The organism is Providencia burhodogranariea DSM 19968 (assembly GCF_000314855.2).
In the GTDB taxonomy this organism is placed as follows: Bacteria; Pseudomonadota; Gammaproteobacteria; order Enterobacterales; family Enterobacteriaceae; genus Providencia; species Providencia burhodogranariea.
Map to the genome: position 1 here is coordinate 1,808,774 of NZ_KB233222.1, position 26,295 is coordinate 1,835,068.

23 protein-coding genes and 4 tRNA genes are annotated in these 26,295 nt (G+C 37.1%); 1 reads left to right on the forward strand and 26 read right to left on the reverse strand.

From position 1 onward, the window contains the following. Window positions 1-323 precede the first annotated feature (323 nt). The 5 genes from cspE to OOA_RS07770 all read right to left on the reverse strand — a co-directional run bounded on the left by cspE (window position 324) and on the right by OOA_RS07770 (window position 7,076). Entirely contained in the window at window positions 324-536 is a 213-nt protein-coding gene (gene cspE, locus OOA_RS07750; RefSeq protein ID WP_008911589.1) for a transcription antiterminator/RNA stability regulator CspE, read from the reverse strand. Between the two features lie 436 nt (window positions 537-972). Beyond that, window positions 973-1,731 carry a TonB family protein gene (locus tag OOA_RS07755; RefSeq protein WP_008911590.1) on the reverse strand — a complete coding sequence of 253 codons (759 nt, stop codon included), beginning with the start codon at window positions 1,729-1,731 and terminating at the stop codon, window positions 973-975. 44 nt (window positions 1,732-1,775) lie between these two features. Continuing rightward, complete coding sequence (locus OOA_RS07760) at window positions 1,776-4,775, reverse strand: TonB-dependent receptor domain-containing protein (RefSeq protein WP_008911591.1); 3,000 nt, start codon at window positions 4,773-4,775, stop codon at window positions 1,776-1,778. Between the two features lie 18 nt (window positions 4,776-4,793). Beyond that, window positions 4,794-6,257 (reverse strand): surface lipoprotein assembly modifier, encoded by a 1,464-nt coding sequence (locus OOA_RS07765; protein WP_008911592.1) that lies wholly within the window; start codon window positions 6,255-6,257, stop codon window positions 4,794-4,796. A 69-nt stretch (window positions 6,258-6,326) separates the two neighbouring features. Next, the gene (locus OOA_RS07770) at window positions 6,327-7,076 is read right to left on the reverse strand and encodes a Slam-dependent surface lipoprotein (RefSeq protein WP_008911593.1); all 750 of its coding nucleotides are present in this window, start codon (window positions 7,074-7,076) and stop codon (window positions 6,327-6,329) included. A 949-nt stretch (window positions 7,077-8,025) separates the two neighbouring features. Here OOA_RS07770 and copM point away from each other — a divergent pair. Continuing rightward, window positions 8,026-8,391, forward strand: coding sequence for a CopM family metallochaperone (gene copM / locus OOA_RS07775; RefSeq protein ID WP_008911594.1), 366 nt, complete (start codon window positions 8,026-8,028; stop codon window positions 8,389-8,391). A 61-nt stretch (window positions 8,392-8,452) separates the two neighbouring features. On the opposite strand, the gene OOA_RS07780 is transcribed toward copM, so the two are convergent. From OOA_RS07780 to OOA_RS07880, 21 genes are all read right to left on the reverse strand, one after another. Continuing rightward, complete coding sequence (locus OOA_RS07780) at window positions 8,453-9,535, reverse strand: aminotransferase class V-fold PLP-dependent enzyme (protein ID WP_008911595.1); 1,083 nt, start codon at window positions 9,533-9,535, stop codon at window positions 8,453-8,455. A gap of 28 nt (window positions 9,536-9,563) precedes the next feature. After that, window positions 9,564-10,913, reverse strand: coding sequence for a YhfT family protein (locus tag OOA_RS07785; RefSeq protein WP_008911596.1), 1,350 nt, complete (start codon window positions 10,911-10,913; stop codon window positions 9,564-9,566). 11 nt (window positions 10,914-10,924) lie between these two features. Then, on the reverse strand, window positions 10,925-11,287 hold the full coding sequence (locus OOA_RS07790) for a DUF2620 domain-containing protein (protein WP_008911597.1): 363 nt from the start codon (window positions 11,285-11,287) through the stop codon (window positions 10,925-10,927). Between the two features lie 18 nt (window positions 11,288-11,305). After that, a complete protein-coding gene (locus OOA_RS07795) occupies window positions 11,306-12,202 on the reverse strand; it encodes a phosphotriesterase-related protein (RefSeq protein ID WP_008911598.1) in 897 nt (298 codons plus the stop codon). Continuing rightward, window positions 12,195-13,433, reverse strand: coding sequence for a phosphopentomutase (locus tag OOA_RS07800; RefSeq protein ID WP_008911599.1), 1,239 nt, complete (start codon window positions 13,431-13,433; stop codon window positions 12,195-12,197). The genes OOA_RS07795 and OOA_RS07800 overlap by 8 nt, the downstream gene beginning before the upstream one ends. Next, window positions 13,426-14,598, reverse strand: a complete 1,173-nt coding sequence (locus OOA_RS07805) for a YhfX family PLP-dependent enzyme (RefSeq protein ID WP_008911600.1) — start codon at window positions 14,596-14,598, stop codon at window positions 13,426-13,428. Before OOA_RS07805 ends, OOA_RS07800 begins: the two co-directional genes overlap by 8 nt. A 74-nt stretch (window positions 14,599-14,672) precedes the next feature. Continuing rightward, complete coding sequence (locus OOA_RS07810) at window positions 14,673-15,032, reverse strand: PRD domain-containing protein (RefSeq protein ID WP_008911601.1); 360 nt, start codon at window positions 15,030-15,032, stop codon at window positions 14,673-14,675. Between the two features lie 24 nt (window positions 15,033-15,056). Further along, window positions 15,057-15,977 carry a GntR family transcriptional regulator YhfZ gene (gene yhfZ / locus OOA_RS07815; protein WP_008911602.1) on the reverse strand — a complete coding sequence of 307 codons (921 nt, stop codon included), beginning with the start codon at window positions 15,975-15,977 and terminating at the stop codon, window positions 15,057-15,059. 351 nt (window positions 15,978-16,328) lie between these two features. Then, on the reverse strand, window positions 16,329-17,084 hold the full coding sequence (locus OOA_RS07820; RefSeq protein WP_008911603.1) for a hypothetical protein: 756 nt from the start codon (window positions 17,082-17,084) through the stop codon (window positions 16,329-16,331). A 438-nt stretch (window positions 17,085-17,522) separates the two neighbouring features. Next, window positions 17,523-18,023, reverse strand: a complete 501-nt coding sequence (locus OOA_RS07825) for a hypothetical protein (RefSeq protein ID WP_008911604.1) — start codon at window positions 18,021-18,023, stop codon at window positions 17,523-17,525. 665 nt (window positions 18,024-18,688) lie between these two features. Continuing rightward, on the reverse strand, window positions 18,689-18,880 hold the full coding sequence (locus tag OOA_RS07830; RefSeq protein WP_008911605.1) for a hypothetical protein: 192 nt from the start codon (window positions 18,878-18,880) through the stop codon (window positions 18,689-18,691). 643 nt (window positions 18,881-19,523) lie between these two features. After that, window positions 19,524-19,610, reverse strand: a tRNA-Leu gene (locus tag OOA_RS07835). Window positions 19,611-19,716: 106 nt separating this feature from the next. Next, window positions 19,717-19,803: transfer RNA gene (locus tag OOA_RS07840), tRNA-Leu, on the reverse strand. Window positions 19,804-19,810: 7 nt separating this feature from the next. Next, a tRNA-Cys gene (locus tag OOA_RS07845) sits at window positions 19,811-19,884 on the reverse strand. A 24-nt stretch (window positions 19,885-19,908) separates the two neighbouring features. Beyond that, window positions 19,909-19,984 (reverse strand) — tRNA-Gly (locus OOA_RS07850). Between the two features lie 153 nt (window positions 19,985-20,137). Further along, a complete protein-coding gene (pgsA, locus tag OOA_RS07855) occupies window positions 20,138-20,686 on the reverse strand; it encodes a CDP-diacylglycerol--glycerol-3-phosphate 3-phosphatidyltransferase (RefSeq protein WP_008911606.1) in 549 nt (182 codons plus the stop codon). A gap of 57 nt (window positions 20,687-20,743) precedes the next feature. After that, window positions 20,744-22,576 (reverse strand): excinuclease ABC subunit UvrC, encoded by a 1,833-nt coding sequence (uvrC, locus tag OOA_RS07860; protein ID WP_040690879.1) that lies wholly within the window; start codon window positions 22,574-22,576, stop codon window positions 20,744-20,746. Then, entirely contained in the window at window positions 22,570-23,229 is a 660-nt protein-coding gene (locus tag OOA_RS07865; RefSeq protein WP_008911608.1) for a LuxR C-terminal-related transcriptional regulator, read from the reverse strand. The genes uvrC and OOA_RS07865 overlap by 7 nt, the downstream gene beginning before the upstream one ends. Before the next feature lie 332 nt (window positions 23,230-23,561). Next, the gene (gene pepT, locus OOA_RS07870) at window positions 23,562-24,794 is read right to left on the reverse strand and encodes a peptidase T (RefSeq protein WP_008911609.1); all 1,233 of its coding nucleotides are present in this window, start codon (window positions 24,792-24,794) and stop codon (window positions 23,562-23,564) included. Window positions 24,795-25,180: 386 nt separating this feature from the next. Further along, window positions 25,181-25,588: a phosphate-starvation-inducible protein PsiE gene (gene psiE / locus OOA_RS07875; RefSeq protein WP_419177167.1), complete on the reverse strand. Its 408-nt coding sequence runs from the start codon at window positions 25,586-25,588 to the stop codon at window positions 25,181-25,183. Between the two features lie 246 nt (window positions 25,589-25,834). Continuing rightward, window positions 25,835-26,239 carry a GFA family protein gene (locus OOA_RS07880; RefSeq protein WP_008911611.1) on the reverse strand — a complete coding sequence of 135 codons (405 nt, stop codon included), beginning with the start codon at window positions 26,237-26,239 and terminating at the stop codon, window positions 25,835-25,837. Window positions 26,240-26,295 lie beyond the last annotated feature (56 nt).

Sequence of the window (26,295 nt, forward strand, 5' to 3'; positions counted from 1 at the left end):
ACAAGAAGAGTATGCAGGTCAGTTAGATTTACTCAAAAGTACAGTTGAAAAAACACCATTGGCACTTAAAGAAACCGCCTGCCAAAAGGGAATATCAGTAATTAATTACATTAGTCAAAAATTGCCGATTGAAAGTAAATAATCAGTATCCTGAATAAATTCAGAAATGCTTTATAAAGATGCATTGGACTAGTTCATTAAATCTGTAACATTATTAAGTTATGATATTATCGGTATCACAGAATGCAAAAAACCTCGCATAATCGAGGTTTTTATTAAATTCGTACTGACACTAGGTTCAGTTTTCGAAAATAAGCTCTATCTTACAGTGCAACAACGTTTGCAGCTGCTGGGCCTTTAGCGCCATTTTCGATAGTGAAAGACACTTCTTGTCCTTCATTTAAGCTTTTGAAGTTGCTGCTTTGGATTGCAGAGAAATGTACGAATACATCTTTGCTGCCATCTTTAGGAGAAATAAAGCCGAAACCTTTATCGTTGTTGAACCATTTTACTGTACCAGTCATTGTATTAGACATGTTATATCCTTTAAATTTATTAAGTTGCCATAGGGCGTGGTAATGTTTGTTTTTTCGTACGTACTTATGGGAACTAAATTAGAAGGAATTCGCAATGAAGGTATCGTGGATAACATTTATTGGTGAACTGCTTTAACTTGCTTTTCATAAATAGGTCTTTAGTACTAAATCAACGGTGCTATTAACTCATATATTCATTACAATAGCAAATAATATTTTCGCAGTAATATTTGAGCAGATGAAACACTTACTACAACCAACTGATTTTTTTTAAATTTAAATGTGAGTGAAGACCTAAGATAACCCTATTCCTTAAAAGATATCGCGTACAAACCAATGGCACATTCGTCTATTTATTCATCAACTTATATTTTACTGCCAAAAAATATTTACTCTATTTTGTTTACATAAAATAACGATGGGTCATATCGCGTTGTTATTTAAATTCAATTTTAAACGTCACTGAACGTAAAAAGTCTACAGGGGGGATACCCACTGAACTACTCTTTTCCACGGCAGAAAGTGCGGCCTTATCGAGAAGTTCGTTACCAGAACTACTGACGATATTCGCTGAGGTAATATCTCCTGTTGCGGTCAAATAAAATTGTATTTGAGTTGCCCCTCTATTTTTCATCTTTTTTGCACGCCGAGGGTATTGTTTATTACGTTCAACTTCTTGACGTAATTTTTCGCGGTAGATATTCAATTCACTATTATCAACCACATTTGATGCAAGTTGTGTTAGTTTCCCCTGAGTGCCCATCGACTGAGAAAAAGCCGTTTCACCTTCCATTGATTTTTGCGGTTTCGTGGACGACTTATCGGTTTTTTTAACGGGTTCTTTTTGAGGATCGCGATCTTTTTTAACCGTAACCGGTTTGGCTTTTTCTTTTTTGACAACTGTTTTCTGTTGTTCAATTTTTTTATCTTTGAATGGCACAATAATCTGCGCATTTTCAACTATTGCGAGTGATTCAATCAGCGGATCGTTATTAATAAACGGTAGCGTTTCAGTTTCCACCGATTTTATCTCTTTAACTGCCTGTGTTAATGCGATAGAAATAACTGGCGCATTAATTATAGCTTGGTGCTGCTTATTAGGATGCTGTTGTTGAATATGAACAAACCCAACAATAATCACTATATGCAGTAAGATTGAGATAATAAATGTCAAGAATTTGGTATTTTTCATCATATCTCGATGCACCCTTCTAAATAGAATTAGAAGGGTGACTTCGCTTAAAAACGGCTAGTAAAACTGAGCCTTAATGTTCGACCGGGCGCAGGCATCATTGAGCGTGTTAATGGATCTACATAATATTCATCGAAAATATTAGTTGCCAAAAGCTCCATGCTGGTATCTTTTGATATTGTATAGCTAACATAGGCGTCTGCGACAAATACAGGGTTCCAACGCATTGGGCTATTATTCATTGGCGCATAATTTAGCGGATACTTACCCATCATTTTCTTTTCATCATTATTTTCAGCACTGCTGTGATAACGCATACGACTACCAATTTCTAACCGCTCTTCAAAAAAACGCATCCCTAAGCTCGTCTTAAGACTGTATTTAGGCTGTAATTGCGTGCGCAGATAACCACCAGGAAAACCTGCTTCAACGCACTCAGACATATTATATTGATTAAACGGGTCTAAGCCCGCAATCGAGGCACTATCACACACTTCATTCTTTAATCGATAGTCGAGGCCAAAATCACCAAAATAATTACCATTATCGTAACGAGCCTGCAATTCAATGCCTGACGTTGTATGATGATCGACCTGCGTGAATATCATCTGACCATCTCGTTCAAAAGCATTCTCAATGGCGGTGTGATAATAGTTAATTCGGATATCGGCAAATCGTTCAGCCCCTAATAATTGCTGCATATTACGGACATAACCCACCTCTATCGTTTTAGCACGTTCAGGCTGAGTATTTTCTGACCATAAGGCTGTGCCCAATATACCCGAAAAACCGACTGTATCTTCAAATATGCTTGGCATACGTACCGTTTCAGTATAACTCGTATAAATACGATCATTATCGGTGAGATAAGCCGAAGCAGAAAATGCAGGAGCCCATGCATGTGCCCTTCTCTTTTCTTGATAGCTAAATTTTTGGTCATCGGGTATACGATTAATCACGTTTCTATCTCTACTTCCGAGAGCGTAGGCGGGCATATAGGTTTTAGCGACTTTGCCTGTAAAAGGATCGACAGATTGTTCTTTGGTATCTATAGTTCCGTTATAAAATGGATTAGTTTCCCGAGTAAATTTATTATTACTATCCAGACGCCATTCTGCTTTCCATTTTTCGTTTATTCTAAACTCCCCTTGGCTGAATGTCGGTTGAAAACCTGCATTCTCAAGGGAGTGTGGTTTAAGACCAAGCGCCCCCTCAACAAAAAGTTGTAGATAATAAGGTGAATCCTTAACGGTATCTAAATTCCGCCCTTTGAAATCAGTATAATTAACTATTTTGCTATACTCTTCTTGAGTAATCGTTCGTGAGACATTATAAACTTGCGCCACTAATTGATCAGACTTTGCAAAACGCAGATCCTTAGCATCCCGTCTTTTATTTAATAAGTGATCTTGCGACCAGTAACCAGTCCGTTGAGCGCCCGCACTAATATTTAGCCAATTTGTCGGCCGCCACTCAAAATTAAATGCTAATGTATTTTCTTGTCTTTCCCCTTCCCTCGGTATCGCTCCGAAAATATTGGATTTCGGCGTCGCTGAATCTCCAAATAGATCATCTTTAGAATCTATCGTTTCCTTGGTAAAGCTTCCCATTAACGTTAAATCGAGGGTATCTAATAACGCCATTTTATTCGATAAATTAAATCCTTGGCGCTTATTAATCGCATTCAACATTGCGCCATGAACTAAAGTACCATCAATATTTAAGTTACGAGGTTTCATTTCCATTTCAAAAAGCAAATCACGTTCTATAGGTTCTCGAGGAAAACTACCTGACGTATTGGTATCACTGGTGGCTTTAGTCATCCAATACCCTAATTTCATATTAATGTAAGGGTTAGCTTCAGGATTTAAATGATAATTGACATTAAAAGCTTGCATATTATATTTGGCTAATGTCCACTGCGGAACTTTATCGTTTAAATCCCTAAAGCTGATCCTCGAAGGCATTATTTCACCGTAATGGCTAATTGTATCGGTGTAGCCTAATGATAATTTTTGTGACTCAGATAAAACTAGGTTGGCTTTAACTAAATAGCTTTTCAGTTCACTTGATGTATTAGTCACTTCGTGACCGGGAGCAAAAATATTAGCGGCAAAAGGTAAATAAGGATCAATCCCTTTTGATGGATTTACCTCGTCGAAGCTGTTTATTGGCTCTTTATAATCATTCGCGCCCCGAGTTCCTGAAAAATAGTTACCCTGATCTCGATAACTATACGCGGCCATGACATTGAAGCGCTCTTGTCGTGTCCCGACGGCAATCCTCACCGCATTATCTTTTAAATTAAAAAAATTAGCGTCACCACGAGGTCGTCGAGATATTAATAAAGCAGGATCATTAAATAGATATGAGGCACGGTCACCCTCCCGTAAATTCTTCATAATGGCTGGGTCATCACGATAATCTGAACCTGTTTGTAAATTAGGAAGCCGCGGTTTAGTCGAGTTACTACTTGTTTCTAACTTTAAATCAAAACCAAATATTTCATCCGGTTCGACAACATCGTCAATATTTAAGGTTCGAATTGCGACGCCGCCACCAATTGACGTTTTCACATCTGGATCCAATGAAGCACTTTTATGTATCGTAATACTGCTGATCATATTGGGGTCAATATAGTTACGATTATTGGCACCGTTATAGCCTCGCCAAACTGTGAGTGCTTGTTCTGTGCCATCGACAGTGACAGGTACTCGTCCTTGTCCTTGTATCCCACGTATATTCGGGTCAATTGCCCCACTATTACGCGAATCACCACTGTATACTCCCACGGCACTATTTAAAACATCAGCAGGGTTGGTTCCTTTATAACGATCGACTAAATCCTTACCAATGTAGATATTAGATTCATTTTTATCATACTGATTATCATAACCTTGCTGATCACGCTCCTTGACTGTTTTATTATTGTCATTAACAATAATCGTTCCTAAGTTTTCATGTTCTTTTGTGAACACGACACCCGAAATTAACGCGAGCGAAACCCCTGTCACAATATTAATTGCGATCAATTTTCTAATCTTCATTATAGTTACCCGAAAATATTAAAAACGTTTTTCCAATTTAAATTCAACTTCACTTTGTTTATAAGAGTACAACGTATCAATACTGCTATTATTAATTCTGTACTTATAAGAGATAGAGGGAATCAATGTCATAAAACTGTATTTTGGAATGCTGAGCTTCGTTAAATAGAGCTGTTCATCATCATTTCTGACTTTATGATTAAATTCATATTGAGCATCATTAAATCGCGTATTTTTATAAGATATTAGCCCAAGAAAATTTACGTCTTGATTAAATTTTTTAAAGACACCAACTCTAGCACCGTATTGCCGATAGCTATCACTTTCATATTTTTTATTAACAAGTGAACTATCAATTCCACCAAAGAGAACAGCCTCAGGGGTTAACGCATAAATTCCCGTTAAGTAGAGATTACTTTTATTTCCATCATTACTTTGGTAAGGAGTACGATAAATCATTTTTTTAGAATCTATCATCGCAGTTAACGAAAATTGGGGTGAAAAACGATACTCTGCGTCAATCCCCGTTCCCACACCATAATAGCGCCGTTTGCCTCCCACAAATTTCAATTCGGTTATTGGCCCTATTGATAACGATTTGTTGGCATCATGATATTGATAGTACAGTCTTATATTGGTGGTATTTTCATTATAATCAGCATTTCTCTCATAGTGGCTGCCAAAGGAGTAAGCTTTAAACTGAACACTTTGGTGCTGATAAAACGCAAATGACCGATTAATATCTCCATCATAAATAAACTTACTGCCTTTATCTGCTTGACTACCGCCATAGCAAAGATGCTGTTGTAAATTCTGGTAACAGGTTTTTCTATCATTATTGGGCACTTGGTTAATATTCGAATTATAACCATAGCCTGTAGAAAAACTTCCTGACCAACGGTTTTTTTTATTCAGTTCAGTTGTAAATTGACCAATTACAATTGATACATTAGCTGGAAGCTGCTGAGCATATTTATCCAATATTATTTTAAATAGTAATAATGCTTCTTTGTTTTGCTTATCTTCATAATAGGTTCGTGCAAGTTCGAGTTCTACACGTAAAAAATCAGGCTTTAATGTTAAGATCTGTTGATAATCAGAGATAGCTTTAATGTAATTTTTATCTATTCTTGCAAATTGTGCTTCAGCAAATTTAACTAATAAATAATCATATTCAGGCAATTTTTGATAATAAGGTAATAATCTGTGAACATCCTGATATTGCCCACGATTTAATGCGATATAAATCGCCATTCCCATTTCATTAACATTATTATTTATTTTATAGTTTTTATTATCAAAGTTAATAATTATTTCATTTTTAATAAAGGGTTCAGTGCTTTTTAATATCAACGGTTGATTATTCAACCCAGTTTTTCCCTTTAATAGGAATCGATAATTTTCTAGACCATCGGATACCCCACTCACTGGGTAACTATAAAAAAAGAAAAATAATAAAATACTGAATTGACGTTTCAACATAGACCTAAAGCCAGTTAGATTACAAAAAAATTGACGGAAATACTTTTCCGTCAATTTGTATTAAATTAATTACTGAACTTTTGAACCACCAAATGCAGTATCTTTGCTATGATCATTGCTAAAGGTGGTAATACCTGCAACAGCCTCTGCATTAGCACCAAAAAATTGTCCTTCACTTTGTCCTGAGATTGACTCATTGGCGATTGCAGTGCCCGCAAATTGGCCCTTATCTAAAATATCACCCTTTATTGCAATATTAAGCGATTCGCCTTTAAGCGACCCAGAGTATTCTTTTGTTGCAAAATCGGCTGTAAATACACCATTTAATTTATCTGGGCCATCAAATTGGTTGATAGCAGCAAGGGTGTATTCTGCTTGACCTGAAGTCGGTACTGATTCTGTTGCATCTTTGCCCGAGAAGAATGCAGTGTGAGTGCCATCGCCTGCCACGCCAGTTTTTGACCAATCGCCAAAATAAACTTCTGCATTAGCCACTTGTGTAAAGTGAAATTCTCCCATTTCACTACGGTGACCATTACTCGATGCAGCCAACACATTCACACCCTGAGCATTTTCTTTAGCGAAAGATTTAAAACCAGAAAACGCAATTGTTTTCCCACCAAAAATAGACGCTAACCCAACACCAGGTGCACCAGCTACTCCAGAATGCTGCCCTCCTGTCACCTGAGTTTCATCAACAATGACTTCAACACCATCAGTTTTATATGCTTGGCTTTGTTTTGAGATTGTTTCTGCATTAACACCAAATGCAGCCGTGGATAAAGCAAATGTTAACGCGGTGAATGATAGATATTTCATAATCGTCCTTGTTAAAATAAATGATAAATACACCGAATAATACTTTCCTTGCACTCAATCATTAGAATAAATGATCTATTTTGAGTATATAGCAACACCTCACCTTTGCAAATGATTATTATTATCATTATGGATTTCTATATTAACTACCTCTATATTGAAGAAATAATTAATTAAATATTATTTTTAATATAAAAACATATGGTTATATGATTTAAATTGAGCGAGTAACTTTATTGTCCCACATGGATTAAATCTTATTATGTGATTCACTTACTCAAGCTAATAATTATTAGATCTTATCAAAGTAACAATGTTTATATTTATTAATCATTTGTATCTAAGCTATCAATCGATAGTGCTATCGCTATAAACCATCGATAAGTCAATTAACCTTAACTTGATTTACGCCATTAGCGACAATATCCTTAAATAAATTGAGAGAATACTATCTTGGTATGGGTGAAAGAAGCCTGTCATACTGCAAATTAGATTGGGATTGATTGCGCCAAGATAGAGGTGATGAAAGCATAATTCGGTGATTAAATGTGTCGCGTGACATGTCACGTTTTGTGTCGGTAACTCTTTTTTATTCTATAAACCCTCATCTCTAATTTTATTATTTATATTTATTTTCAATGAGTTATTTTTTCTTATTATCCCCTCTCCATTTGACATACTATTAAATGATGATGGCTTCATTTAAATTTAAATTATGTAATAAAGAAGTGGCTCTGATCGTTATCTCACGAATTGCCCTGATGATGTAAAGCAAGCTCCTTAATGATTACTCATTCTCAGTCAAGGCCCAAATCACTGAAGCTACTTTTAGTACCTTTCGTCACCAAGCTTAAATTAAGTTAAATATTAGCAAACTCGATTGACCTTCACCTAAGGGGAAGCTTTATGGTTATCCCCATTGTCTAACGCATGTAGTAAGGAAAATATCATGAAGAAAATACTGCCGATTACCACACTTCTTGCAGCCACATTATCATTTAGTGCATTTGCAAATTCAGATCACTCAATGCACACATCTCCAGCGACAACCAATGAAATGCAAAAAGAATTAATTCAATCCATGGATAAAATGCATTCAGATATGGCAAAAAGTATGGATGAGCAAAATGCGGACATCGCTTTTGCAGAAGGGATGATAGCTCATCATTTAGGGGCGATAGAAATGGCAAAGATTGAACTCAAATATGGTACTGACCCCGAAATGAGAAAACTTGCGGAACAAATTATTGATGCGCAAGATCCTGAAATCAAGCAAATGCAACAATGGTTAGAGAAGAATAAAGATAAAAAATAATTGCGTCATTCCGTTAGCTCCCTAACTAACGGGGAGCTATATTCCTCCATTTATTTAATCGCTATTCACCACAGCTTTCTCGTAAAATACGCATTATTGTTTCAGTACCACTGCGGTTAGGATTAATACGGATCATTCGCTGCTCAAACTCTGGTGAGGCTTCTAGGAATGTACCTGACAATCGGTAAAATAAAGGGGGAATTTCAAAGCGTGATTCGGCCCCTACCGGGTAAGGTAATGCCCCCAATTCTTTTGCTTTAACAAGCACTTGCTTAGCAATAGGTTGATTAAATTCAACTAATAATACTTTCGATTGCGCATTTGCTAGGAAAGCGTGTTTTACGGCACTTATTTCCCCTTGGTTCAACCTTACCACCAGCTCATCATTAACCCTAGCTTGAACAGCATGAGTCACTGGGGAAAAAACTAAGCCACGCAACATTTCCATTGCCTGATAACCTTGAATTTGGCTACCACCTGAATACATCGATGCTCGTATTTTACTTATCCATTGCTGCTTTCCAACAATCACCCCAACCCCCGCAGGCCCTAGTAACTTAAAACTGGAGAAGGTAGACAGTGACGCCTTGGCTTCACACCCTATGAGGGGGACTTTCATCACCGCATAATTGTCATCAATAATTGTTGGAATATCATTTTCATTCATCAGTTCAATAATGTCGGCAAGATGATACCAATCATCTATTTTTTGGCGCGTATGCTGTATCAGGCACGCTTGGGGTCGACGAGCCATAATCACCCTTTTAATATCTGCAAGTTGATTAAAATCGGCTAAGATCACTTGGATACCCATTTGCTCAATCGAAACACGGGTTGTCGGATAAATTGGCGCATTATGTACTAATAACGTTTCACTTGGTTTGAGCATGGCCGCTAATCCAGCTCTTAATGCTCCTGTTCCTGCTCCGCCAACTAAAGCCGCTGCTTCAGCACTGAAAAAATCGGCTAAAACGCGCTCTACGCGTTGTGTGATTTGAGGTTGATTAAGTCCAGGCACCAACCCCAAATCACCTTGCGTGAGAAAATCACTACCCGGAAAATGCTGACAAATAATATCAACCAAACGAAATTGTTTTTGTTGAGCCTGCTCCATCGTCATGCTTTGTAACGGGTAAGTTTTCATTTTATTTCTCTTTTAAAAATTATTTGGATTAACTTAAACCAACGAGATGAATAATATTGGCAAGGATCCCCACCGCAATAGTGGCTATTGGTCCGATTGCCATCTCAACAAGCGGTCGTTTCGAGGTTCGGTTCAACAGATAAATTCCTGCAACAACCATAAAACCCATTCCCGGTAAAATTGCGTTTGATGCAATCATACCGCCGACTAATAATGAAATTTCAAGCATACGAGTGATCGCTGTACGGATGTGATCACCGCAAGCTTTAACGCCTGGGTATTTATCAAGCCATATTGCAATTTTCGCCAGCATGATAATTTCTAAGAACATAATCACACAGCCCGCAATGAATGCTATCCATGGATTGTTAGTTGCTAATCCAGCAACAAAAACAAATTTCATGCCATCAGGACTATAAACCCCTGTTGCAATCGCCGTTGTTCCAACCAAAGGTACAAAACTGATAGCACGCGCTAATGCCACTAGCATTGCACTCGATTGCTCTCCTTGAGCCATTAATTGCAACGAAACAGGGCCTTCGGCTAACAAACTAAATGACATCGTCGCAGCGACCGCAGTCAAACCACCACTGAGAACCAGTAACCATCTATTTTTCTGAATACGGGCAATACGGCTTGAGAACAGGCCAACCAACATCTCATTGGCACCTTTTTGTGTATCATCTGTAGTTTGCGGAGGACGTTCTTTCATCGCGAAATAGAACATTGCTACCATGCCCAATAATAATGCAGTTCCATTAGGATCGAGTTTTACTGGTTTTTCAATCAATCCACCAAATGTCAACGTACCAACTGATTGTGTTCCCAAATAGCCAATAAGCGTCGCGACAAGAACCCAAATTCCCTTACGATAACCATACTGATAACCGACCACAACAGCAGGAAACAGTGAAAAACAGACCACTATCGGGTCACCAACTTTGCTCAGGTTATTCATAAAATCAACCGGCAATCTTGAGAAAATCTCCACAACTGAGCGTAAACCGGTCAGTAAAGCAATGGCATAAAACGCCCCGATAATGCCAGATAAAATAAACCCTTTTTTACTATCAGCACACCAAATACCGATAACATCAGTTCCAAGGAGTAAGCTATGAACAAGGATAATAGGAGCTGCTAACGAAAATGGAATACCAAAACCAATAATTAAACCAAAGCTTAAGGCAAAACTAGTTGCTGCCAGTGCCTTTCTGCTCATACGACCTTCCAAGTACTCAGGGATCAAAGGCCGTAATCCATCATGAAAAACCGCAATTCCTCGGTTCGCCATCATGGCTGAAATTGCACCAATTACAGCAAGTAATATTGCCTTTAACGGATCAATTTCAATAAGTCGCAATAAAAAGTCTTGTGCCATAATGCTACCCCCTACTCAGAGAAAATAGCCTTGATAATGACAGGTACAACAACATCAGCATCTTGTCCTGTAAAACCAAACGCTTTTTTGCCATTTTTGACATGTGCAATAATTTCATCATCAGATAAAATTTTGCCCGGCATACCCACTGTCGCGCATGACTGCATACCAACAATAGCAATGGCCATTGCCAGCGCACCGCCACCACCTGTATTACAAGCACCGAGATAATAGTCTACGATGCCATTTTTCAGCGCCATTGCAGCCTCTATATCATTCATGACAACAACAGATTGTGCTTTATCACCTGCAAGTATACGAATTGCGTCTGCAATTTTTTCTTTTTCAATTTGACCACCAACGACGAATTTCATAGTTCCATCCTTCTATTTTTATTTATGATTGTGATTAAAGAATTGAATTGGGTTATCACGTAGCATTAACTCAACATCTTGCTGAGTAAAACCCGCGTTTATTAACATAGGGACAAAAGTTGTTATTAAATAATCAAAACCGATACCGCCATTAGCTTTCAAATGAGAGCGTCGAGTGATATCCATGGACAGCATTACTCGGCCTAAAAATCCTTTTGATTTGACCACATTCAGCATCTCAATCCGTTTTTCATCAGGGTAGTAATCATTCTTTCCGATAGTATCGAACTGCACCCAGCTCCCTTCTTCGAGCACAGGTAAAATGGTGTCTAGATTGTCTTTCAAATCACAATGACCAATCACCACGCTTTCTGGTGAAACACCAAATTGCTTTAACATGACTAATTGCTCATACCCCATTGTGCTTAAGGTCGTATGAGTCGAGATCGGGCGTCCTGTTTCGCGACTAGCCATTGCTGCGGCTTCAAAAACTTTGCGCTCATCATCGGTAATTTTTTGAAAACTAGAGCCAATTTCAGCAATAACACCCGCTTTTAACTCGGTACCATCAATGCCTATTTGAATTTCATCAATCATCTCTTGAGCTATCTGTTTCACACTCAAGGATTTGACGATATCGGGATAAAATTTCTGCTGATAATATCCCGTTGATGCGACAATATTCATTTTACTATCACGCATAATATCTAACATAAACTGAGGGTTACGCCCCATATAACGATTAGTCACTTCAATAATATTGCGTACACCAAGATCATATAGATGCACCATTTCAGCCACTAACAACGGGTATTGATCTAAGCGGCAATCAATATTGTTTTTTTCACCGGATAAATCGATATGCAGATGCTCATGTGCGTAGGTATAACCCTTTGGATCAATGTAGTTATTCATCTTCTTTTCCCTGTTGCCGTGCCTGCATTAGTGGCAAAAATGAAGTGCCATTTTGTGGCGGCTCAGCGTGGAAAAAGTCACATACCGTTGCGCCGACATCGGACAGTGTTGCCCGATGACCAAGATTAACGCCTTGAATTCCCGGCTGGTAAACTAATAAAGGCACTTTTTCACGAGTATGTTTACTGTGGCCAATAGTTGGGTCATTTCCATGATCAGCCATAACCACCAAGCAATCTTCTGAGGTCATTACGTCAATAATTCGCGCTAGATTGTTATCGACAATGACTAAGCAATCAGCATAACGTTCAACACTTTGTGCATGACCGGAGAGATCAGTTTCCTGAATATTGGTACAAATAAATCGCGAACCCGCTTTGCGCATTTCATCAAAGGTAAGATCCAAAATAGTTTGTGAATCCACTAAATTTTTGTAGTTAGTTCCATAAGAGTTTTCAACGATATCGGCTACTTTGCCAATTAATACCGTTTGAATTTCTTTCTTGGCTAATTTTTCCGGTACTTGGTTTTGGCTATCAACACCATAACCCATATGAATAACCTGAAATCCGTTATCATATGCGCCTGATTTAGGTGTATTAATACCAATATAACGACCCTCTTTTTTTTCGACTGCATCGTGTATTTGTTGGCTTGATGACATTAAGCCTCCAAAGGCAATCACCCTATCCACCTTCACATTCTGACGAACGATCAAGCCAATTTTGCGCACCGTATCAAAGCTAATCTCAGTTAAATTAGCTGTAATATTAAACACTTGACCTAAATCTGCCTCGAGATTATCGCCAATCGCAACATGTTGATTAACACAGAGGTATTGCAGTGGCTCATCACCTTTTCGACTTACGCGATAGCCAGCCTCTAACAAAGCTGCTTCAACATCAGCGAGCACAGCAGAAAATGGAATACGCAATGGCATTTTTGGTCGGGTCCCCATAATTTCCTGATGTCCCATAAAAGTATCGCCACCATCATGTTGAAGGTCAGCCGTACCCGTATTCGCTACATTAGAAAATCCAATATTATTTACCTTAAAACCAAGAGTATTGACGATACCGAGTTTTTCTAGTGTAGGAAGCTGGAGATCAGGTTTGCACTCAAAGATGTGCCCACACGTATTAGCACCAATATCTTGCGAGCGGACTAACGGCACATCATCCATGTAGCCAACACCAAAACTATCAATGACAAGAACTAAGAATTTAGCCAAGATAACTCTCCTTTATCCATTGCCCCTGACTGTTGTAAATACCTTCTAATTTAGGTGTTCCTTGAGAAATACCTGAAATCAGAACAACATCACTACGGGTTACGAAAATTTGAGTGCGAAAACACATCACAACCGCAGAGCCAACGGGATATTGACCTGCAAGAGGAATGTGGTAATCAATACAAGAACTGTCTATAGGTAGAATACTGGCACTGTGATACTGATTATCTGCGGTGAACACCAATGCGTTATGTGCATTCCCGCGGCGATAATAACCACCGCCAAAACAATAAGTATTCCCCGCAAATTGATGAGAAACTTCAGTCAGATAAACCATTGCAATCTTTTCAGGTTGCGTACCAGATTGATTTGCCGGAATAGTGCCGGTAAAAGCATGACCCGGCTCAGTATGGGTAATACCATGTTGCGCTAATAGGGGGAACGTGCTGATGCTCGAAGCTGATGGGCCATTGACTTGTAAGACATCAATATCCAGTAACCTTAGTGCTTGAGCAGCATCCGTTAAGGTTTGAAGATTTGAGGTAATTTGCGTAATTTGTTGTTGTTCATTCCATAAAAGGCATGGAAAGTGAGTAACACCAACAATTTTAATCCCTGATAATTTATTTATTGCATCAACAGTTTGTTCAATCTGATTAAAATCAAAACCGGCTTCTTGCCCCGGATAAAGATTATCGCCTTCACGAATAAACTTCAGTAAAACGGGTTGAACATAATTTAAAGCCAGCGCTGTTTCGCTAATTTTGGCGGCTTTTTCTAATGAAAAAAGCGTTATTACCTCAGGTTGTGCCTGTAATATAGGCTTTATCAGCTTATCGGGTATTTGAACTAAATGACCGAGATGACACAATGGAATTTGGTGTTCAATAAGGATATTTGCCTCTTTAAAATCGACAGCAACAACCCCTCGATAGCCTAAATCGATTAATTTTTTAACCAAAAATGGATTACGCCCAATTTGCTTGCTCATTAAATAGAGTTCAATGCTATTGGCTTGCCCAGCAGCGAGTAATTGACGGCCATTATCAATAAACTGGTCGACATCAATCACATAACTATCAGGCAAGATCTCTCCTCGCTGCCAGAAATGTATCGCGGCCTCAATGAGCTTTGAATTTTGTTTTTTTAATGCCTCAATGAACATACATTTCCCTTTTGTGATAACGTCGAAATACTCACTTTAAATATTCAAAATATTGAACATTTAATATCAAAAAATTAGGCATGCTCGTTTGCAAGTATCAAACTATAGATATTGACCAATAAATACCCTTCTTCTGCCGGATCGAGAGTAACTTGAAAATGGTTAATTAATGATTGATGTATTTCCTTAATTTTCAGGTAATTATCCGCATTTTTGATCTCATCAAGAATGTCATCATCGATGGATTCGATTTTTTCACCTCGGCGAGAACGCATTAATGCACTCGCCATATGAGTCAATGCCATATTACCTTGAGAATGACGAATCGATATTTGCCAATCACTCTCTAAAATCGAAATCACCTGTAACATGCCATCGTGAATATCTTGGTCAATCACGCCACCTTGCAATAAAATGGCTAATCGCTGCTCCATACTTCACGGCTCCTGTGGTTCTATTCAATAAACTGGCTCAATTACCCCATCAATTACATGTTTCTGATGAGCTAACAATGCATTTGGATCAATCATTGTGGTAATGAGTTGCTGTAACTGTATATCGTCTTTACGAGTCAAAATGACCGCTTCTGATGCTTTATAAAAATAGTCATGATTTAAATTTTTATCATCAACAAGGGATTGTGTTGTTAAGCCTAACTGTTCTAACTCTTTGCCCTGCCCGACGTTCCAAATTGCCGCATCAATTTCACCACTGACAATTTTGTTAAGGCACTCATGATATGAAACATCAACAAAATCATAATTACCGCCAGTACTCCATTGCTCTGTTATGATTTTTTGGTCTGTTGATGTGCTATCAACACCAACTCGTCGGATATCATTTAATGCACCTTGCCGATAAATCAGCTTATGTCCTTCAGCGTAGCTATACTTCCCCAGCGCTAACGCAATATGAACATTATGTTCAATCAAATGCTGCTCAGCTGCTAAACGCGAAGTTACAGCGAGGTCATAAACGCCATTTTCTAAACATTCAATACGAATATCGGACCCTCGCATATGTGCAAAATAAAAAGGAATATCTAAAAATTGAGTCTTCAAACCACTTGCTAATCCCTCATAAACTCTTGCATATGGGAGAGGCATTGCGCAAACAATATTCCCAATATTTGCAAATTTAATCAGCAGCTTATGATCAATCATAGCAATAAAACTACCATTTCGTCCCCGGCGTTCGATATTAATTGCGCCAAGAGCCTCTAATGACTTCAATGCTGATTGCATTAATCCGACTGATAAATCACAATCTTTCGCTAACTCACCAATGGTTTTAAGACGGCATCCTTTTTCCAAAACCAGTAAATAACGAGAAAGATAGGACTGGGCAATACCTTCTTTTTTTATAAATGCTTGGCTCATAATTTTTTCAGTAACTATCAATAAATTTATCTTCATTAATTTGAATATAAATTGCAACGTAATAAATATCAATTAGTGACTCATATCACGGAGCATGGTATTTTCATGAGTTTGAATTAGCTTTCGATGAATAATCTAACTTTAATTAAATTCTTGATTATAAAACTTGATAGCTAGCGCCTTTATGACGTTAATCGAAATAAAATAACATACTTAATTTCAGAACCTATAAAAATGATGTGTTGTTGAAACGCACTTTTGCGGCTCAACAACACTAGCTAAGCATAATTTTGGAATACCGTAGAGCTAGAGACTCTAACAACATAACAAAGCGCTTATTGAATATACAGGCTATTGTTTATTTTGCTTCGTAGCCAGTTTTGATAAAATATCAGCTAATGCTACCTGATAATGACGTCCTTCAATCATGCCTTTTCGGAATGTACATTTCCTGTCAACGCCTGCAGATTTGATGTGCAGCTTAAAAAGGCTCTTGCTTTCTTTAATCAACGAAACATCATTTAATGGGATCATGTAAGTATCAGCATAGAGTGATGGCGTGATAATTAGTTGATCCTTCACGATACCAACCATGATACGATCTTTTAAACGGAAAGAATTACACAGTGCGACTAGACCTACACCTGCAAATAACCAACCCATGCTCAAACCAATAAAGCCAATAAATAAACCCAGCACAATATAGACTATACCCAACATAGTTAGCTGGGATGACTTGAAATTAAGACTGATATCTGTAGGTTGTTTATCGAATATAGCAAAATTTTTATTGCGATATGTTTCATAACTGTAAAAATATCCGGTCATAAATATCAAACTCAATGGCAACATAACAATTGAGCCAATAATTGCTAGAGTTAGCCCGAGCTTAGGCATTTTAAACAACACGGGAAGACTAATAATTTGCATGATAATAGAAATGCAAAATGGAATTACCATGAACGAAAGTATATTAACTAAGTCTCTTTCGGGATAAGTCAATTCACCCGTAATCTCATTGAATGACGATGTAAAGTACCAAATACTTACTAAAAGAAGAATATTAACGATCAAACCAATCCAAACTAAAACGCTAAATCTTTTCATTTAAACATTATCCTGTTAATCATGTAATCCTCTATCAGCAATATGGCCTTATTTATCATATACCAACTCCTTGAGTGCGGGTATGTGATGTCAGACTTAACCAACTCAAAATTCTCACCAAAACATATTCACATTATAAAATAAACAACACGATGTTCAGTTCATTCAATAGCTTTTAGCTATTTCAAACCATGCTAGTTATTCAACATAACTCTTTGAATGATTTATGCTCTCTATCTGACTTTTTATTTAATTCACAGAATCATTTAGGAGTGATAGAAAACACAAACCAAAAAAGCTACCCGAATAATAGTTTTAATACCCTTCATCGAAATAGCTTCAATTAATATTCAGGTGCCTTCTAAGATTACTTAACTTAGATCGTCAATAATCCACTCAGTTTAGCTGAGAAGCAAAAAAGCACCTTAAGCCTATAGCTTAAAACCCATTTTGCTTACACACTTCTGCATTCGCATTAAGAGTAAATAAAATATGATTCGGATAGTTATCGTAATACTGATGAACCTCTTCTAACCCTTTCTCTTGTGCTAAAGCAACTGTTTTTAGTGAGCAAGTTCTATAAGCTAAATCTTTTTGCATTGTTTGCTGATATTTTTCTTTTTTAGATGGTGACAATTTTAACCATTCATCAGTTAGAGCATAGTCATAGATGACTTTATTTCCTTGAGCCCTAACATCGTGAATATAAAGATAATCGCTTACCTTCATTGGGGATTGCCCATTCATTCTTCCTTTGTCCATTTTGGCACCAAGCTCAGCAATTTCATTCACACTTAATTTATCAAATCTTTCTTTATAACCTGCAATATAACTTGGACTTTGATAGTACTGCTCAGCATAAGCCTGTTTGAGTTCTTGATCTGTCATTGCACAGCTAGTGACCAATAAACAAGATACTACCGTTAATATTTTCTTCACATCCAACCCTTAAACTAAACTGTTGATTTATGGTTACTTAGCACAACGTTAACCTGAGTTTCATCTTTTTGCATGAGTAATATTCCGAAATGTATATAACTGCTATGAATTACTTATTAATTTAACTTAATGTGAATTTTAGCGTGATGACTATTCTGATTAAATTTAGTTAAGTCACAATTTTGAGTGTGAGATATAAATGGCTAATGGCGAGGAAAATTCAATTATAGAATTTTCTTGAAAGAAAGTTGTAACATTTAAAACTGAACCTTCATTACCGATTTCTTCTAGTTAATATTTACTTATGTAAAATGGAATCATAAGATTAATTATATTTCAGCTTATCAGAATTATTAAATATGAAAAATAAACAGATGAGGTTTATGTTACTAAGGTGAGATAAAAAGAAAATATATTAATATTAAGGCTGTATCTATTAGATACTAGCATCAGACTATAATGAAGCATGTCCCCATAAGTTATAAATAAATGTTATTTTCTGATATAAAAAACATCATTAATAATGTGTATTTTAATATAATTAATTGACTACTAAAAATTAGAATTACGTAATGCTTACAGAATATTTAATGAGATTAATTTTTAATTATATTAAATAAAACCCTATGTTGTCATAGGGTTTTAACACATTACAGATAATTTAATTAAATAGCTTTAGGTGCTGTTTTATTAGTTTGTTTTGATTTAGCCTTGTGGGTATGAGATTTAGCTTTACCATCTGCTTTAGCTGCCGAAATGCTACTTGGTGCGGCAGGCTGAGAAACTGGTGTTGCAGCCATTGCTCCATATGAAAGTAAACTTGTCAGTGCTGCGATTGCGATCATTGTACGTTTCATGGGTATTACCTATATAACAAAAGGAGAAGAATTTACCTTGTGCTGGTAATTGCTGAGCACAGAAATGAAAATATTCCTCCCCACGAATAAACGCAATATAATATACACAAAAATGAAACAATTTTCACAAGTTCACAAAACTCATAATTCTTGATTATTGCTCAAAAAAAAAGCGATAAATTAAGCAATAAAAAATCGACCGCTATTTTTATTGAAACTGGCGTTAAATCGATTAGCCGTCATATACAAAAAGAAGAGACAATACCAATGAAAGGTATACTCTCCATAATAATGCCTTGTTTATTTAAATAGGAAAGCTGACCGTCACTAACTGACTATTATTAATGCGTTAGTAACCATACTTTAAGTACAGGTATCTGATAGTGCTGCAATGACTCTTCTACGAACAATCTTGTCTGCTTTAATTGCATAATGTGGTGTTTATATCCTGGGTACCTAACAGTAAACCCACGCGAGCTATAAACTATACCTAGCCACTAATCAGACAAAACAGTGTTTGCCACCCTACCTTCGTTTTGTCGTCATCTGACATTTTTAAAACCGCAAACTACAAATGCAAAAAGCCACCCGAAGGTGGCTTTTTCTTTACTCTAACTTACTGATTGCTCAGTTAAGTTTAATATGGTGCCCAGGGCGGGACTTGAACCCGCACAGCCTTACAGCCGAGGGATTTTAAATCCCTTGTGTCTACCGATTTCACCACCTGGGCTAAATTCTTGAGGTGTGCCTCAGATTCTAACCTAAATCAAACAAAAGCCACCTAGAAGGTGGCTTCTTACTTCTTTAACTTTCTGATTACTCAGTCAAGTTTTATATGGTGCCCAGGGCGGGACTTGAACCCGCACAGCCTTACAGCCGAGGGATTTTAAATCCCTTGTGTCTACCGATTTCACCACCTGGGCCAAATTTTGGAGGCGCGTCCCGGAGTCGAACCGAGCTACACGGATTTGCAATCCGGTGCATAACCGCTTTGCTAACGCGCCTTTGCTCAATCTTTAAATCAAGATTGGAGCGGGAAACGAGACTCGAACTCGCGACCCCGACCTTGGCAAGGTCGTGCTCTACCAACTGAGCTATTCCCGCCTAAAGCTTTCGCTTTTCAAACTGGCTGATTTACTTATTTTTTTTCGTAAACCTAGTTGCCGTTCGATGCGTTGCATTCTACTGATTTCACATTTTGAGTCAACACAATTATTTAAAAAAAACATTCATTCGCTGTTTTTTCAATCATATCGATCACGCTTCGCTCAAATCGCCCCATGCAGCCCTCAAATATTGATACATTGACCAAAAAGTTAAGATGGCTGCAATGTACAATAATGCAATAGCGAGGTTTTCAATAAGTAAATTTGGGCGCCACAGTAATCCGACTAAAGACATCATTTGTGCCGTTGTTTTAAATTTACCTATCCATGAAACGGCAACACTGCTTCTTTTACCAATTTCAGCCATCCACTCTCTTAGAGATGAGATGATAATTTCACGAGCAATCATAATTGCAGCAGGCAATGTTACATACCAAATATCAAAACTTTCTGTGACCAAGACCAGTGCTGTAGCCACCATGACTTTATCTGCGACGGGATCAAGGAACGCACCGAATTTAGTCGTTTGCTTCCATAACCTCGCTAGATACCCATCAAACCAATCAGTTACTGCCGCTATCACAAAAATAAATGCGCTAACGAATGGGCCCCAGCTCACAGGCAAATAAAAAGCTAGAACAAAAAACGGTATCAGGATGACTCGAAATAGGGTCAACCAAGTAGGAATATTTAATTTCATCATGCTCAGTAACTTTTTGACCAAGTTGGATATTATAAGTATGGTGCCTTAAGACACCTACTGTTTCAATGCATTATAAATCTTTTCTGCAAGCGCGTATGAGATCGAGGGCACTTTTGCAATCTCTTCTACACTCGCATTTTTCAGAGGCTGCAATCCTCCCATATATTTTAGCAGCATTTGACGACGTTTTGGCCCAATACCTTCAATTGATTCTAACGCACTGGTATTTTTAACTTTTGCACGGCGCTGGCGGTGACCCGTAATTGCATGGTTGTGCGATTCATCACGAATATGTTGGATCACATGTAGTGCCGGTGAGTCTGAAGGTAACGCTCTTCCCTCTCCTTCTGGTTTAAAAAATAACGTTTCTAAACCTGCTTTACGATCGCTGCCTTTAGCAACTCCAATCAATAACGGCCGATTTTTATCCCAATCTACATCAAGTGAATCAAACACATCTTTAGCTTGGCCTAACTGCCCTTTGCCACCATCAATAAAAATAATGTCTGGCACTTTACTTTCGTCGAGATGTTTTCCATAGCGACGCGTTAAAACTTGATGCATCGCAGCATAATCATCACCCGGCGTGATCCCCGTGATGTTATAGCGCCTATATTCGGATTTAACAGGCCCATTTTTATCAAAAACGACACAGGAAGCGACTGTTTGTTCTCCCATAGTATGAGAGATATCAAAGCATTCCATTCGGGATATTGAGTCTAATCCAACAACTTTAGCCAATGATGACAATCTTTGATGAATTGTTGATTGTTGTGCTAGTTTGGTCAAAAGCGCCGTTGATGCATTGGTTCGAGCCAATTTTAAATAACGTGCCCTTGCACCTCGTGGCTGAGTTTGAATTTGAATTTTTCGCCCAGCAATTTGCGAAAGTGAGTCAGCCAATAAATCTTTTTCTGGCAAGGCAAAGTCTAATAGGATTTCCCCTGGCAGCGTGCGGTTTTCACTACCTTGTAGATAAAATTGACCAAGGAATGTTTGTACAACTTCGTCAAGTAAGGTACCAGCAGGAATTTTAGGGTAATAGCTGCGACTCCCTAATACCTTCCCTTGCCTGATAAATAAAACATGAATACAAGCGAGTCCCGATTCAAATGCAACACCAATTACATCGAGATCGTCTCCATCGCCTGATACATATTGCTGTTCAGTTACCGCGCGAACTGCTTGAATTTGATCACGAAAACGAGCTGCTTCTTCAAAATGTAAATTTTGACTCGCTTTTTCCATTCGTTCAATAAGGCCAGTTAAAACTTGTTGATCTTTGCCTGTCAGAAATAACCGAACATAGTTGACTTGTTGTTCATACTCTTCGTCACTGACTAGCCCTTTCACACAAGGACCTAAGCAACGTCCTATTTGATACTGCAAACAAGGTCTTGACCTATTTTTATACACACTATCTTCACACTGACGAATGGGGAATAATTTTTGCATCAGTGCTAATGTTTCCCTTACAGCATAAGAGTTAGGGAATGGCCCAAAATACTCACCTTTGGCATGCTTTGCGCCGCGATGCATAGATAATCGTGGGTGAGCTTCTTTACTCAGGAAAATATAAGGGTAAGATTTATCATCACGTAATAACACATTATAACGCGGCTGATACAGCTTGATATAGTTGTGCTCAAGCAATAATGCCTCAGTTTCGGTATGCGTTACCGTTACATCAATGGAGGCGATATTTTTGACTAGTTGCTCAGTCTTTCGGCTACTCACATTGATACGAAAATAACTAGAAAGCCGTTTCTTTAAATCCTTTGCTTTACCAACATATATAACCGTTCCTCCAGCATCATACATTCGATAGACGCCGGGTTGATTGGTAACCGTCTTTAAAAACGCTTTTGGTTCAAACTGTTCTAACACCCTAATAAATCCTGTTTGGCTAAAATTAACCCATAGCTGATAGCAATATGAGTTAATTCTACATCACTACGAATATTAAGTTTACTAAACATTCGATATCGATAGGTATTTACTGTTTTTGAGCTAAGCGTTAGCCGCTGCGCAATTTGTTTTATAGGCACACCTTGAGTGATTAATAGCATGATTTCAAGCTCGCGAGTTGATAAAAGTTCATATAAATCAGTTTGATTTTTTTGATTGACACGTTGCAAAGCAATAGTTTGTGCAATATCTGGTGAAATAACCTTACGGCGAGCGTTGACTATCTGTATTGCTTCGACTAGTTCATCCTCCGCTATTTTTACACTTAGTACACCATAAATACCGAGGTCAAGCGCTTTAAGTAAAAAGGAATGATAGTTTCGAATGTTATAAACAATAATACGGACATCAGGCTGAACTCGCCTTAACGTTTGCAATGTTTTTAATGAAGCAAACTGACAAATATCACTATTCACGAGAATAATATTAGCTTTTTGTTGTCGATTCCAAGTGATTGCTTGTTCTAATAAAGGTAATGATGTAACAATATTACAACGCTTATATTTATTAAAAATAGTATCAAGCCCACGAATAATGATATTATTATCATCAATTATTACAACCCCAAGCATTCCGCCCCCTTATATTTAACATACATTGACATCAACACCTCCATAAATAGCAATTTCACAAAATAATATATACGAATTTTCATTTGTTATTTTGCAATAGGCTTTAAATTCAAAAAACACATATTAAAAACAACTTAATCAATTAAATAAATAATCAAGGTAAATATAAATAATCGCCAACAATTGATGTAAATATAATAATTTAAAATATATGTGTTAAATTTTACAAGCTAGCCTTTGAATAATAAAATGATAATACGAATAGTTGAGTGACATACGATACTGGTAATGGACGTTATGTCACTTAAAGTATGAAATATTGAGTAATTAGATTACTTTTCACCCACTAAACGGCAAATAGTTTCTGTGACTAAATAACTTTTCTCAAATGAACTTATTGGTAAAAATTCAAATCTAGAATGAAAATTTAGTGCCCCTGTAAAGTAGTTCGGTGTAACAATACCTCTAGCGGACAATGCGGAACCATCGGTCCCTCCACGCATTTGGATGACTTTAGGTTCAATACCTTGAATTTTCAATGCAGAAAAAATTAAATCGATAGCTGTACGGTCACTTCCTAATGAATCACTAATATTGCTATATACATCATCTATTTTAACGTCAATTTTTGCGCGTGGATGACGACGTCTAATTAACTCAACTACCTCACCAATATAGCGTTTACGTGCTTCATAACTATTACGATCAAAATCACGAATTGCTATTTTTATTTTTGCATTGTCTGAGTTTGCAATTAAATCTGTAAAATAGAAATAACCTTCACGCAGCTCGGTATGCTCTGGAGCATCCAAGCGATCAAAACAACCAATAAAATCATGTGCGACACGAATTGGATTTAATAAAACATTTTTTGCAGACATTGGATGAGCCGAAATTCCTTTAATAGACACTTCGACAGAAGCAGCATTAAAAGTTTCATAAACCACTTCCCCTACGGCACAACAGTCAATGGTATACGCAAAATCGACTTTAAAACGAGACAAATCCATGATTTTGGCGCCACGTAAACCGATTTCTTCATCTGGAACAAAAGCAACATAGATATCCCCACAATCAAAATTAGCATCTTGTAGCTTATTCATTAATTCCATTACAACCGTGATTGCTGCTTTATTATCTGCGCCAAGCACACTAGTTCCATCGCTGAAAATAATATTTTCCCCGATATAAGGTGCAGCTTCTGGGTGATCCGTGGCTTTAAACCATACATCTTCTTCCGGATTTAAGCAGAGATCTTTGCCTTGGTATTTTAAAGTCTGTGGCTTGATTACTGGTGATAAACCAACATTAACTGTATCTAAATGAGTAACAAAACCAATTTTAGGTGCAGAAGGTTTATTACCAGAACGAATGGCATAAAGAATAGCGTGTTCATCAATATAAATATATTTTAAACCGTAGCTTTCTAACTCTTTTGCAAGGAGTTTAGCTAAATTACGTTGCCCTTCAGTGCTTGGAATGATTGTATTTTCCGCATTACTTTGACTTTCAATTGCTAAATAGCGAAAAAAGCGTTGTTCAAGCTGTTGACCTAATTGATTCATGTTTTGTTCCCTTTATCTTATCCCACCGACTTATTGTACAAGCCACCATGTATAGTCATTATCAGAATCACTCCAAGCATTAGATTCCCAAATAAAGAAAGAACACTTTCAGAGTGATTAATACATCAATTTTAAACAATATCATTGTTGTTAAAAACATATCAACACTCAAATTGCATAGCGTTTTTAGCTATATATTATGTATAACGAATATAATCAAAGAAACCACTGAAAACATATTTAATAAGAAATAAGTCACTAACATAATACTAAAAATAATAGATAAAAAATATTTGAATAAATAAATTACAAATTCATAATAAAAAATATTAAAAAAGGAATAAAAATCATTCCCTTTCTCATATAATAAAAACAACGTATGTATTCTATTCTCGTTTAAGTTTCTCTGTATTGGCAATATATAATGCAATCACCAAAACCAAAATCGCCCCAGCGTGGAGTAATGTTGTCATTGGATCACTGTGGTCAACAATAATTAACCGTATCACCGCAGTAATACCGATATAGATAAAATATCGTAATGGAAAATGATACCCTGACAAAAAATACTTAGTTATCAATGCAATAAACTCAAAATAAAGGAAATAAATAACAATTCCTTCTAGTAATTCGTATGCTGTTACACTTTTACCGCCACTAAACATCAATGACGCCATCATATATGTTTCTTTTACTAAGAAAAAAATAAGTACAATTGCCAGTCCAATCAAACAAATATTCAATACCCATTGCAAAAACCATGCAATATTACTGGCGTGCCGCATATTTCTCATACTATCCATTTATCATATTTCCTAAACAGTGACATATCATTATATTGCGTGTCATCATTTTTACATATCAAAGTGACAAAATAAAATTTTTCCTGTTGTGGACGCACAAAGATATCTGTAACTCCTTACTAACTTGAGATGTAAGCCCTTTCATTTACTTACATCCATGACCAACAGTATTTTGAGTATAAAAATGGCTTAGTATAAATGGTTGAAAATAGATATTTACAATAGCTATCTTTTGGATTATTTACTCATCATATTAATGATATCTTGCTCGGTTAACATCACCGTTTTTTCAATGAAGTTGTAATACTTAGGCTTGCTGTCCACAAATATTTGTAGCGACATATCAGCATTTTTACTTTCGTCAAATAGCGCAGCAGCCACATAATAAGATGAAGGGGAGTTAAGATGATAAAATAGATGGGTTCCACATCTTTGACAAAATCCACGTTCCCCCCACTGCGACGATGCAAAGCGAGTGACTGACTCTTCACCTTCAATGGTAATATCATCATGGCAGTCAATACTAAAACCTGGACCACCATTCCAGCGTTGACACATGCTGCAGTGACATACGTTAATTTTATTAAGAGACTGGTTAGTACTAATTTTTACAGCTCCACAAAGACATTGCCCTTGATACATCATATTTCCTGTTGCTATAAAATTTTAGGCATAATTATAGAGTGACACCCCTAAAA